This window comes from Mesorhizobium sp. M1A.F.Ca.ET.072.01.1.1 (assembly GCF_004023325.1).
In the GTDB taxonomy this organism is placed as follows: Bacteria; Pseudomonadota; Alphaproteobacteria; order Rhizobiales; family Rhizobiaceae; genus Mesorhizobium.
In genome coordinates this window covers 1-12,468 of record NZ_RZSF01000199.1, presented here as the reverse complement: position 1 = coordinate 12,468, position 12,468 = coordinate 1, and the positions used below count along the sequence as shown (strand labels likewise).

The 12,468-nt window shown below is 65.8% G+C and carries 10 protein-coding genes; 6 read left to right on the top strand and 4 right to left on the bottom strand.

The features are described 5' to 3' along the window. A partial coding sequence (locus EOA32_RS23900) for a ParB/RepB/Spo0J family partition protein (RefSeq protein WP_128373054.1) occupies positions 1–575 on the top strand: 575 nt, incomplete at its 5' end. 187 nt (positions 576–762) lie between these two features. Here the strand turns inward: EOA32_RS23900 and holA are convergent. Further along, positions 763–1,806, bottom strand: coding sequence for a DNA polymerase III subunit delta (holA, locus tag EOA32_RS23895; RefSeq protein WP_128373053.1), 1,044 nt, complete (start codon positions 1,804–1,806; stop codon positions 763–765). 530 nt (positions 1,807–2,336) lie between these two features. Here holA and EOA32_RS23890 point away from each other — a divergent pair. From EOA32_RS23890 to lpdA, 4 genes are all read left to right on the top strand, one after another. Beyond that, on the top strand, positions 2,337–3,569 hold the full coding sequence (locus EOA32_RS23890; RefSeq protein ID WP_128373052.1) for a 3-methyl-2-oxobutanoate dehydrogenase (2-methylpropanoyl-transferring) subunit alpha: 1,233 nt from the start codon (positions 2,337–2,339) through the stop codon (positions 3,567–3,569). Between the two features lie 3 nt (positions 3,570–3,572). Continuing rightward, entirely contained in the window at positions 3,573–4,586 is a 1,014-nt protein-coding gene (locus tag EOA32_RS23885) for an alpha-ketoacid dehydrogenase subunit beta (protein WP_095776747.1), read from the top strand. A gap of 14 nt (positions 4,587–4,600) precedes the next feature. Then, positions 4,601–5,914: a dihydrolipoamide acetyltransferase family protein gene (locus EOA32_RS23880; RefSeq protein ID WP_128373051.1), complete on the top strand. Its 1,314-nt coding sequence runs from the start codon at positions 4,601–4,603 to the stop codon at positions 5,912–5,914. A gap of 276 nt (positions 5,915–6,190) precedes the next feature. Further along, the gene (gene lpdA / locus EOA32_RS23875; RefSeq protein ID WP_128373050.1) at positions 6,191–7,588 is read left to right on the top strand and encodes a dihydrolipoyl dehydrogenase; all 1,398 of its coding nucleotides are present in this window, start codon (positions 6,191–6,193) and stop codon (positions 7,586–7,588) included. Between the two features lie 172 nt (positions 7,589–7,760). Here lpdA and EOA32_RS23870 read toward each other — a convergent pair whose 3' ends face one another. Then, complete coding sequence (locus EOA32_RS23870; protein ID WP_128373049.1) at positions 7,761–8,864, bottom strand: saccharopine dehydrogenase family protein; 1,104 nt, start codon at positions 8,862–8,864, stop codon at positions 7,761–7,763. A gap of 120 nt (positions 8,865–8,984) precedes the next feature. Here EOA32_RS23870 and EOA32_RS23865 point away from each other — a divergent pair, with 120 nt between their 5' ends. Continuing rightward, positions 8,985–9,413: an Lrp/AsnC family transcriptional regulator gene (locus EOA32_RS23865; RefSeq protein WP_066991894.1), complete on the top strand. Its 429-nt coding sequence runs from the start codon at positions 8,985–8,987 to the stop codon at positions 9,411–9,413. Positions 9,414–9,542: 129 nt separating this feature from the next. On the opposite strand, the gene EOA32_RS23860 is transcribed toward EOA32_RS23865, so the two are convergent. Both EOA32_RS23860 and EOA32_RS23855 read right to left on the bottom strand, forming a co-directional pair. Continuing rightward, on the bottom strand, positions 9,543–11,570 hold the full coding sequence (locus EOA32_RS23860) for an aldo/keto reductase (protein ID WP_128373048.1): 2,028 nt from the start codon (positions 11,568–11,570) through the stop codon (positions 9,543–9,545). 55 nt (positions 11,571–11,625) lie between these two features. Continuing rightward, positions 11,626–12,468: ATP-binding cassette domain-containing protein (locus EOA32_RS23855; protein WP_128373047.1), on the bottom strand; the 843-nt coding region annotated here is incomplete at its 5' end.

Below are 12,468 nucleotides of genomic sequence, written 5' to 3'. Positions count from 1 at the left end.
CCGAGATCCCGCTCATCGTGCGCGATGTCAACGACCGTACCGCGCTGGAGCTGGCGATCATCGAGAACGTGCAGCGCGCCGATCTCAACCCGGTCGAAGAAGCGCAAGGCTATCAGCAGCTGATCGACGAGCATGGCTACACGCAGGCCGATCTCGGCCAGGTGATCGGCAAGAGCCGCAGCCATGTCGCCAACACGCTGAGGCTCCTTAAGCTGCCTGACGTCATCCGCGACATGCTGGTCGACGGCGCGTTGTCGGCCGGCCATGCCCGCACGCTGGTCACGGCCGGCGATCCGGCGGGGCTCGCCAAGCGGATCGTCGAGGAAGGGCTTTCGGTGCGCCAGGCCGAGGCGTTGGCGCAAATGCCCGCCGGACCGACACCGGCCAAAGTAAGGTCTGCGCCGAGCCCGCCGGAAAAGGATCCCGACACGCTGGCCTTGGAAAAGTTGATGACAGACACGATCGGCATGATCGTCTCGATCGAGCATAAAGCCAAGGGCGGCACGCTGCGGGTCGACTACCGCTCGCTGGATCAGCTCGACGAGTTGTGCCGGCGGCTGAAGGATGAGCGATAAGTTGCTGATTAGGTGGAATTAGCCGACTAATAAAGTTCTGGCTTAAGATTAGATCCAGGCTGATATATTGGTGATAGGCACACCAGGGCCGGCCGCTGCGCCGGCCTCTTCTTTTTTGCGGCGCCCGCGATAGGCGAAAGCCGAAGGCGCCGGCCAATCGCCTCACAAGGGGAGGTTGGCTGATCGCCTACCTCTGCGCCAATCTCGCGCTTTCCACCGCGATGCCGAGCAGCGCCTGACGGGCCAGCGCCTCCGACAGATCGGGCCGCTTGCGCGTCTGCAGCACAGCCGTCTGCAGCCGGTTCAGCGCGCGGCCGAGGGCTTCGCTGTTCCAGCGCTCGAGCGTCTTCTCCACCAGCTTGCGGCGCGAGAAGAAGACCGGTGGACGCGCTCCCGCCACGACCGAGGCGGCATTGCGGCCGCCCGATTCCATCTGGCCGCGCATGACCTGAATCGCCTGCAATTGCCGCATCGCCGAGGACAGCACCAGGAAAGGATGGCCGCCGGACGCACAATGCCGGGTGAAGGCAATGTCGAAATCTCCGACCTTGCCGTCGAGCATCGCGTCGACCGCGCCGTCGAAGGAGGCGCCGGAGACATCGCCGGACAAGGCGTTGACGTCGTCGAGGTCGATCTCCTTCTTGCCATGGGCGTAGAGCACCAGCTTGTCGATCTCGCCGCGCGAGGCCAGACGGTCGCCGCCGAGATTGCGGCGCAGCGCCTGGCGGGCGTCGAGCGTCATCGACATGCCGGCCTTGCGCAGCTCGTCGTCGATCACCGTGTCGAGATCGCGGGCCTCGTCGGCATAGCAGGGCAAGGCGATGGCGTTGCCGGCTGCCTCGACGATGGCCCGCAGGCCAGTGCCCTTCTTCAGGTCGCCCGCCTCGATGAGGATGAGAGCATCCGGCGCCGGCTCCGCCGTCAGCGCCTTGATGTCGTCGGCCAGCGCCTTCTGGCCGCTGGCGTTGCGGACCCAAAGCAGCCGCCGGTCGGAAAACATCGGCACGGTGCGCGCCTCGTCGAGCAGCCGGCCTTCGTCGCGGTCGACTTCCGCGCCATCCAGCTTGACCACTGAGAAAGGGTCGTCGAGCGGCAGCCCGGTCTTCAACGCGAAGGTCTTGGCCCGCTCGGCGACCAGGCCGCGATCGGGGCCGTAAAGCAGGACGATGGACATGGCCGGGTCCGGCCGCGCCAGCCACGAATCGACCTCGTATCCCTTCTTCTGTGCCATGCGGGATGAGTTAGCATGAGGCGGAGACGGAGTGAACGGAGAAGCGGCCGGCCTCTCTTCGTCACCCTCGGGCTTGACCCGAGGATCCATGCCGTGACTTTTGCCGGGGAGCGCCGGGGTGCAGAATATTCTCCAACCGCCGCAACGCGTCAACGTGCGGCATGGATTCCACGGTCTGCGCGCGTCGCTCCGCTCCTTGCTCCGCCCTGGAATGACGACCCTGAAGCAGAGTCTGTCAGGCCCCTCTGCCCTGCCGAGCAACTCCCTACGAGGGTGGAGATTTGCTGCGTCGGCCGGCGCGCATGCCTTGATTGTCGTTTGTGGCGGCAAACGCTCCGCAAATGTCCGCCAAATTGCGCGACGCTTGCAAACATCGACAAGAAATTTCGGCGCCATATCTGCATCTTGTCGGCCATGTGCCGCATCGGCTCGACGAGGCTGATGACCGGGAGGACGGCCGCCATCTCGGCCGATGAAATGGCGGCGCGGATGTGCAAGTATCGCACCGGCAACATTGGAGGACGAAGGTCATGGCCGATGCTGGAATGTTGCGCTTTCATGTCCCCGAGCCCGAGGTTCGGCCCGGCGGCACGCCCGACTTCTCGAATGTGACCATTCCCAAGGCCGGATCGGTGCCGCGGCCGGAGGTCGATGTCGATCCGCGCACTATCCGCGACATGGCCTTCTCCATCATCCGCGTGCTCAACCGCGCCGGCGAAGCCGTCGGGCCATGGGCCGGGCTGCTCACCGACGAGGAACTGCTCGAAGGCCTGCGCCATATGATGACGCTCAGGACCTTCGATGCGCGCATGCAGATGGCGCAGCGGCAAGGCAAGACCTCGTTCTACATGCAACATCTGGGTGAAGAGGCGGTGAGCTGCGCCTTCCGCAAGGCACTCAAGCCAGGCGACATGAATTTCCCGACCTATCGGCAGGCCGGCCTGCTCATCGCCGACGGCTATCCGATGGTTGCGATGATGAACCAGATCTATTCCAACGAGGCCGATCCGCTGAAGGGCCGGCAGCTGCCGATCATGTACTCCTCGAAGGAGCACGGCTTCTTCTCGATCTCCGGCAATCTGGCGACGCAGTACATTCAGGCGGTCGGCTGGGCGATGGCCTCGGCGATCTCCAACGATTCCCGCATCGCCGCGGCCTGGATCGGCGACGGCTCGACCGCGGAATCCGATTTCCATGCGGCGCTGGTCTTCGCCTCGACCTACAAGGCGCCGGTCGTGCTGAATGTCGTCAACAACCAGTGGGCCATCTCCACCTTCCAGGGCATTGCCCGCGGCGGCTCCGGTACTTTCGCCGCGCGCGGTCTCGGCTTCGGCATCCCGTCGCTGCGCGTCGACGGCAACGACTATCTCGCCGTCCATGCGGTAGCCAAATGGGCGATCGAGCGGGCGCGTCGCAATCTCGGGCCGACTCTGGTCGAATATGTCACCTATCGCGTCGGCGCGCATTCGAGCTCGGACGATCCGTCGGCCTACCGGCCGAAGGCGGAATCGGACGCCTGGCCGCTCGGCGACCCGATCATCCGACTGAAGAACCATCTCATCCACAAGAAAGTCTGGACGGAACAGCGCCACATCCAGGCGGAAGCCGAGATCCTCGAAACCGTGATCGCGGCGCAAAAGGAAGCCGAAAGCCACGGCACGCTGCATGCCGGCGGCAAGCCGTCGACGCGCGACATGTTCGAGGGCGTCTATGCCGAAACGCCGCCGCATTTGAGGCGCCAGCGCCAGCAGGCGGGGGTCTGATCGATGCCCAGACGCACCATGATCGAGGCGATCCGCGACGCCATGGACGTGTCGATGGCGCGCGACGAGCGCGTCATCGTCTATGGCGAGGATGTCGGCTTCTTCGGCGGCGTGTTCCGCTGCACGCAAGGCCTGCAGGCCAAATACGGCAAGAACCGCTGCTTCGATGCGCCGATCAGCGAATCCGGCATTGTCGGCTCGGCCATCGGCATGGCCGCCTATGGGCTGAGGCCCTGCGTCGAGGTGCAGTTCGCCGACTATGTCTATCCGGCCTACGACCAGATCGTTTCGGAGGCAGCGCGGCTGCGCTACCGCTCCAACAACGATTTCACCTGCCCGATCGTCGTCAGGATGCCGACCGGCGGTGGCATCTTCGGCGGCCAGACGCACAGCCAGAGCCCGGAAGCGCTGTTCACGCATGTCTCGGGCCTCAAGACGGTGGTGCCGTCCAACCCGCATGACGCCAAGGGGCTATTGATCGCCGCGATCGAGGATCCGGACCCGGTGATCTTCCTGGAACCGAAGCGGCTCTACAACGGCCCCTTCGACGGCCATCACGACAACCCGGTGACGCCATGGTCGAAGCACGAGCTCGGCGAGGTGGCGGATGGCCACTACACCATACCGCTCGGCAAGGCGGCGATCCGCCGGCAAGGCTCGGCGGTCACCGTGCTCGCCTACGGCACCATGGTCTATGTCGCGCAGGCCGCGGCCGCGGAAACCGGCATCGATGCCGAAATCATCGACCTCAGGACGCTCCTGCCGCTCGATCTCGATGCGATCGTCGCCTCGGTGAAGAAGACCGGGCGCTGCGTCGTCGTGCATGAGGCGACGCTGACCTCCGGCTTCGGCGCCGAGCTCGCGGCGCTGGTGCAGGAGAATTGCTTCTACCATCTGGAGGCGCCGGTGGCGCGGGTCGCCGGCTGGGACACGCCCTATCCGCATGCGCAGGAGTGGGAGTATTTCCCCGGTCCCGCGCGGGTCGGGCGCGCGCTCGTCGAGACCATGGAAGCCTGAGGAGGAGGCGGACGATGGGCGAATATGTCATCAAGCTTCCCGATGTCGGCGAAGGCGTCGCCGAGGCCGAGCTTGTCGAATGGCATGTCAAGATCGGCGACCTGGTGCGCGAGGATGCGGTGCTGGCGGCCGTCATGACCGACAAGGCGACGGTCGAGATTCCCTCGCCCGTCGATGGCGAGATCCTCTGGCTCGGCGCCGAGATCGGCGACACGGTGGCGATCGGCTCGCCGATCGTGCGGCTCAAAATCGCCGGCGAAGGCAACGTGAAAGCAGGCAGCGGTGCCAAGGCCGCGCCGAAGGCAGAAGCGCCCGCCGACCCCGTGGAGGCAAAGTCCCAACCGGTGTCGGACGCCCCGAAAGCGGCGCCGAAACCGGCACAGGTCCCGGCTCAGCCTTCCGTAGCGGCACCGAAGGCTGGGCGCCTAGCGTCCGTCATCGGCGCGCCGCGCGCGGAAGGCGAAAAGCCGCTGGCTTCCCCTGCCGTCCGACTGCGCGCCAAGGAAGCCGGCATCGATCTGCGCCAGGTTGCGGGCAGCGGTCCGGCCGGGCGCATCAGCCATGAGGACTTCGAGGCCTTCCTGGCGCGCGGCCCGCAGCTTGCGCGCGCGACCGGCCTTGCCCGCAAGGAGGGCGTCGAGGACATCAAGGTCGTCGGGCTGCGGCGCAAGATCGCCGAGAAGATGGCGCTGGCAAAGTCGCACATTCCCCATATCACCTATGTCGAGGAGGTCGACGTCACGGCGCTGGAAGAACTGCGCGCCGCGCTCAACAAAGAGAAGCGGCAAGACCGGCCGAAGCTGACGCTGCTGCCGTTCCTGATGCGGGCAATGGTCAAGGCGATCGCCGACCAGCCGAACCTCAACGCGCTGTTCGACGACGAGGCCGGCGTTATCCACCAGCACGCGGGCATCCATGTCGGGATCGCCGCCCAGACTCCGACCGGGCTCGTCGTGCCGGTGGTCAAGCATGCCGAGGCCCGCGATCTCTGGGAAAGCGCCGCCGAGATCAACCGGCTTGCCGACGCGGCCAAGTCCGGCACGGCGACGCGCGATGAGCTTTCCGGCTCGACCATCACCATCACCTCGCTCGGGGCGATGGGCGGCGTGGCGACCACGCCGGTCATCAATTATCCGGAAGTGGCGATCGTCGGCGTCAACAAGATCATGGTGCGGCCGGTATGGGACGGCAAGCAGTTCATCCCGCGCAAGATGATGAACCTGTCGTCCAGTTTCGACCATCGCGTCATCGACGGCTGGGATGCCGCGGTTTTCGTGCAGCGGATCAAGACGTTGCTTGAGACGCCGGCGCTGATCTTCGTGGATTAGTCGTATGGATACGGACGACGTTGCCCCCTCGTCATCCTCGGGCTTGACCCGAGGATCCATGCCGCGACCTCGCCCGAAGGGCGCGGCGGACCAGAATTCTGGACCGTTGCAACGCCCTCACGTCACGGCAGTCATCCTGGGGTCTACGCGCGTCGCTACGCTCCTTGCTCCGCCCCAAGATGACGAGATTCCAAGGATATCGGCCAATCGCCACGGTCTGCGTTCGCCAGGCCCTAACCCTCTGCCAAAATCCCCGTGCTCAGCAACGAGAAGCCCATGAAAGAGATCTCCTGCAAGCTGCTCGTCATCGGCGCCGGTCCGGGCGGCTATGTCTGCGCCATCCGCGCCGGGCAACTCGGCGTCGACACGGTGATCGTCGAGTTCGGCAAGCCGGGCGGCACCTGCCTCAATGTCGGCTGCATCCCGTCCAAGGCGCTCATTCACGCGGCGGAAGAGTTCGAGAAGATCGCGCACATGGCCGACGGCAAGGGGCCGCTCGGCATCGCGGTCGCCCCGCCGACGCTCGACCTGACCAAGACGGTCGCATGGAAGGACGGTATCGTTAGCCGGCTGAACAGCGGCGTCGCTGGGCTGCTGAAGAAAGCCAAGGTGAAGACCGTGCAGGGCTGGGCGACGTTCCGCGACGGCAAGACCGTCGAGGTCGAGACCGAGACGGGAAGCCAGGTGATCCGCGCCGAGGCGGTGGTGATCGCCAGCGGCTCGGTGCCGGCCGAACTGCCGTTCCTGCCCTTCGGCGGCCCGGTCATCTCGTCGACCGAAGCGCTGGCGCTGAGCGAGGTGCCGGACAAGCTCGCCGTCGTCGGCGGCGGCTATATCGGGCTCGAGCTCGGCATGGCCTTCGCCAAGATGGGCGCCAAGGTCGCCGTGGTCGAAGCCCTGCCGCGCGTGCTTGCGCAATACGATGCCGAGCTGACGCGGCCGGTGCTGAAGCGGCTCGGCGAGCTCGGCATCGAGGTGATGCTGGGTGCCAAGGCCAAGGGGCTGTCGACCAAGGGCGATGCGCTGCTGGTCGAGACGGCAGATGGCAAGAACGCCAAGATCGCCGCCGACAGGGTCCTGGTGACGGTGGGGCGCAAGCCGCTCACCGAGGGCTGGCGACTGGAGCAGATCGACCTCGACATGGTCGGAAAATTCATCCGCATCGACGACCAGTGCCGCACCTCGATGCGGGGCATCTACGCTATCGGCGATGTCACCGGAGAGCCGATGCTGGCGCACCGGGCGATGGCGCAGGGCGAGATGGTGGCTGAGATCGTCGCAGGCCACAAGCGAGGCTGGGACAAGCGCGCGATCCCGGCGATCTGCTTCACCGATCCCGAGCTGGTCACCGCCGGCCTGTCGCCGGACGAGGCGAAGGCGCTCGCCGGCGAGATCAAGATCGGACAATTTCCGTTCGCCGCCAACGGCCGCGCCATGACCAGGCAAGGCGAGGACGGGTTCGTGCGCATCGTCGCCCGCGCGGACAATCACCTGGTGCTGGGCATCCAGGCGGTCGGGCAGGGCGTTTCGGAACTGGCCGCGGCCTTTGGCCTGGCGCTCGAAATGGGCGCGCGGCTGGAGGATATAGCAGGCACCATTCATGCGCATCCGACCCAGGGCGAGGGCTTCCAGGAAGCGGCGCTGAAGGCGCTCGGGCACGCGCTGCATGTTTAGAGGGAGCGTGATCTCTCCCCTTGAGGGGGAAGATGGCCGACAGGCCAGAGGGGGTCGCCGCGCGTGAAGCGCCGACTTCCCTCTTTGGCTTCTACATGCGCTGCACTGGCTGAGAAGACCCCCTCTGTCGCCTTCGGCGACATCTCCCCCTCAACGGGGGAGATCACACAGCTCAGCCCGCCAGGCGGCTCGCCGTCTCGTGCTGGGCGTAGGCGCGGCCGAAGCGGTTGGCCAGAAATGCGTCGAGCGCGATGTCTTCCTGCCGGACGAAACCTTTCGCCGGCAGCGTGCCGTCGGCCAGCATGTCGAGCACGGCGCAGATGCCGGAGGCGGTGGTGATCTGGATGGCGCTGCGCACGACGGAACCGACGCGGTGCGAATAGATCTTGTTGGCGTAGGTCTCCTGCAGCAGGCGGCCGTTGCGGCGGCCCGAGACGGTGACGAAGACGATGACGACATCCTGCAGCGTCGCCGGCAGGGCGCTCTCGAAAATGTCCTTCAGCACGTCGCGGCGGTGGCGCAGCCCGAGGTCGTTGAGCAGCGCCTTCATGATCGCGGCATGGCCGGGATAGCGGATGGTGCGGTAGTTCAGGGTCCGCACCTTGCCCTTCAGCGTCTCGGCCAGAGTGCCGAGACCGCCGGAGGTATTGAAAGCCTCATAGGTGACGCCGTCGAGCGAGAATTCCTCGCGCTCCTCCAGCGGCGGCACCTCGACCAGCTCGCCCTCGACGATCGCCTCGCAAGGCTCGCAATATTCGTTGATGACGCCGTCGGTGCTCCAGGTGAGATTGTAGTTCAACGCATTCGACGGATATTGCGGCAGCGCGCCGACGCGCATGCGCACGCTTTCGAGCGTGTCGAAGCGGCTGGCCAGATCGTTGGCGACGATCGAGATGAAGCCCGGCGCCAGGCCGCATTGCGGGATGAAGGCGCTCTTGCCCTCGCGCGCCAGCTCCTTGACCCGGCGGGTGCTGGCGACGTCCTCGGTGAGGTCGAGATAATGCACGCCCGCCTTCGCCGCAGCCTCGGCGATGCGGGTGGTGAGGTGGAAGGGCGCGGCGCTCAGCACGGCGAATTTGCCGGCAAGCGCTGCCTCAAGCGCGCCGGGCACGGCGATGTCGAGCTCCTTGCTCTCGACGCCGGCCGGCAATTCGGCTGCGGCGAGCTGGGCCGCCGAACGGTCGACCACCGTGACGCGGTAGTCGCCCGTGGTGGTAAGCATTTCAGCGATGGTCGAGCCGATCTTGCCGGCACCGACGACAACAATGTTTTTCATGACGATACCCCTGCCAGTTCGAGTTGGCAGGAATCATCGCAGCTTGCCTGTCGAAAGGAAGCTCGGAATCTGGCAAAGTGAAGCTGAACATAGTGCAATTTGCCGAAGGGTTTCGTCGAAATGATCAGTGAAGCTGAACAGGCCCTGCTGACGCTGCTGCGCGCCAACGCGCGCGCCTCCACCGCCGAGCTGGCGAGAAAGCTCGGCGTGTCGCGCACCACGGTGCAGAGCCGGATCGAGCGGCTGGAGCAGCGCGGCATCATCGCAGGCTACGGCGTCAGGCTGTCGCCCGACTATGAGCAGGGTCTGGTCAAGGCGCATGTGCTGCTCACCGTCACGCCGAAACTCGCCGACAAGGTGGTGCGTAGCCTGGAGGCAATGCCGCCGGTCCGGACGGTGCATTCGGTGAGCGGCAATTTCGACATGATCGTCATCGTCGACGCGCCGTCGATCCGGGATCTCGACGCGCTGCTCGACCAGATCGGGGCAATGGAGGGAGTGGAGCGGACGTCGTCGTCGATTATTTTGTCGACGCGGGTTGATCGCTGAGGGCAGCGAAACTGGTGATCTCCCCCCAAGCGGGGGAGATGGCCGGCAGGCCAGAGGAGGTCGCCTCGCGGAGCGCCAACTCCTTCTGCCGCAGCAGGCCGAGCCCAGTCGGACCGACCCCCTCTGGCGCTACGCCCTCCGTCTCTCCGGCCCGTTGTCCAGCCACTCCAGATCGTCCGGCGACAGCGCAATATCCAGCGCCTTGAGGCTGTCCTCCAGCTCATCCAGCGTGCGCGGGCCGATCAGGGGAACGGACGGGAAGGGCTGCGCCAGGACATAGGCGAGCGCGACATGGATCGGGCTTTTGCCGAGCCTGCTTGCAAGTTCGATGGCGCGGTCGCGGCGGCCGAAGTTCTTTTCTGAGTACCAGACCCGCACCAGCTCTTCATTGTCGGTGCGGTCGCGGCCAGCGCGGTCGGTGAAGAAGCCGCGGCCCTGGCTCGACCAGGCGAAGTTGGGCATTTGCCGCGCCGTCAGCCAAGCTTTCCAATCGTCGGTGGAAGAGGTGATGCAGCCGGCCCATATCGGCTCCAGCATCTCGGCCAGCGAAAAATTGTTGGAAAGCGCGCCGGGCTTCTGCTTGCCGGTGCGTTCGGCATAGGCGATCGCCGCGTCCATACGCTCCATCGTCCAGTTGGAGCCGCCGAACAGGCCGCGGATGCGGCCGGCCTTGACCTCGCGGTCCATGGCATCGACGAACTCGCCGATCGGCACGTCCGGATTGTCGCGATGCATGAAATAAATGTCGACATGGTCGGTCTGCAGCCGGTCGAGCGACTGGGCAAGCTGCTTGCCGATCACGTCGGGGTAGCAGAGCGGCGTGTGCGCGCCCTTGGCGATGATGACCGACTGCTGGCGCACGCCGCGATTGCTCAGCCATTGCCCAAGCAGCGTCTCGGTGTAGCCGGCGCCATAGACGAAGCCGGTGTCGAACAGGTTGCCGCCGGCTTCGAAATAAGCGTCGAGCAGGATCGAGCCCGAGGAGAAGGTGCGGAAATCCTCGAAGCCGAGCGCCAGGCGCGAGACGGGCTTCGGCAGGCCCGGAATCGCGCGTTTGCCGATGGCGGTGCCGTTGGCGCCGAGCGGCCGGCCGGAGATGGTGTTGACGCGCCTAGCCGGCTTTTCGATCTCGTACTCCAGTCCGACGGCGGCGCGCCATTTGTCGAGAACGCGCAGCGTGCCCAGGCTGTCGGCCCAGCCCATGCCCGGCCAGGCGAATTCCTGGCGGCCGGCCAGGATCGCCTCGCCGGCGGCGTCAACCTCGAAGGAATAGAGGTGGCGGGTCTCGTTGACGCTGATCACCTCGCGCGTGCCGCCGGACCGGATCACCTCGATCCGGCCCGGTCCGACATCGCGGTTGCCACCGGCGAACCAGAAGTCGGGCACCTCGATTTGGCCGTTGGTGCCGAAAATGCGCAGGACATTGTCCTGGTTGAGCGAGATGCTGCACGAGACCTCGGCGACGATGCCGCCGGGGAAATGGAGCAGCGCCGAGGCCCATTCATCGACGCCGGACTGGCCGAGATGGCCCGCACCTACGACCTTGTCCGGCTCGAGGAAAGGCTTTTCCGCCGCGGCGCCGGCAATCAGCCGCGCCATCGAGACCGGGTAGCCGCCGACGTCGAGGATGCCGCCGCCGGCCAGCTCGTTGGCGTAGAGCCGGTGCTCCGGCATGAAGCCCGGCATAGCGAAGCCGAAGCTCGACTTGATCATGCGGACCTCGCCGATGGCGCCCGATTTGATCAGCTCGACCAGCTGCAGCGTCTGCGGATGCAGCCGGTACATGAAAGCTTCGCCCAGGAAGGTGCCCGCTTTTCGCGCCGCATGCATCATGGCGTCGGCCTCGAAGGCGGTGAGCGCCAGCGGCTTTTCGCACAGCACATGCTTGCCGGCTTCTGCCGCCTTGATCGCCCATTCGGCATGGCCTGGATGCGGGATCGAAATATAGACCGCATCGACGCCGTCGTCGGCAAGCAGCGCGTCATAGCCGTCGAGGATGCGCGCGCCCGGAAACGTCTCGGCAAGGCCCAGCTTGCCGGGATTGCGAGCGCCGAGCGCGACCAGTTCGCCGGTGCGCGACTGCGCTAGGCCGCCGGCAAAGGATTTGGCGATGCTGCCGGGTCCGAGGATGCCCCAGCGAATTTTTCCGGATGTCATGTCGAATTCTCCATGCGGTCGCCGCCACGCCTTCGCGATCGGGCAGAAAGGAAAGTCAGCGAATCCTGGCGCCTGTCTTGTCGAAGAGCAGCGAGCGCTCGGCCCTGATCGAGACGGTGAAGTGGTCGCTGCCGGCGCGCTGGCGCCTGGCCTCGCGCTCGATGATCAGCTCCTCCGGCCCGGCATCGGCGTAGACATAGCTGACCGAGCCCAGATGCTCGGCGACGTCGGCCTTCACCGGAATGTCGCAGTCGCCCTCGCCGGCCTCGAAGAAATGCTCCGGCCTTACGCCGAGCACGACTTCCGCGCCGGGCGCCGGCAAGGGGCCGCAGAGCGGCTTGCGCAGCCTGGCGCCGCCATGATTGACGAGCTCGACGGTCGCGGCGCTGTTGGACAAATCGACGACCTTCGCCGCGATGAAATTCATCTTCGGGGAACCGATGAAGCCGGCGACGAAACGGTTGGCCGGATCGTCGTAAAGGTCGAGCGGGGCGCCGATCTGCTCGACATTGCCGGCCTTGAGCACGACGATGCGGTCGGCGAGCGTCATCGCCTCGGTCTGGTCGTGCGTCACATAGATCATGGTGACGCCGAGCTCCTTGTGCAGGCGCGAGATCTCGACACGCATCTGCACCCGCAGCTCGGCGTCGAGATTCGAAAGCGGCTCGTCGAACAGGAAGACCTGCGGCTCGCGCACGATGGCGCGGCCGATGGCGACGCGCTGGCGCTGGCCGCCGGACAATTGCTTCGGCCGGCGCTGCATCAGCTCGTCTATGCAAAGGATTTCGGCGGCGCGCTTGACCTTTACGACGATCCGGCCAACCGTTTCGTCGCCGGCTTCATCGGTTCCCCGAAGATGAATTTCATCGCGGCGAAGGTCGTCGATTTGTCCAACAGC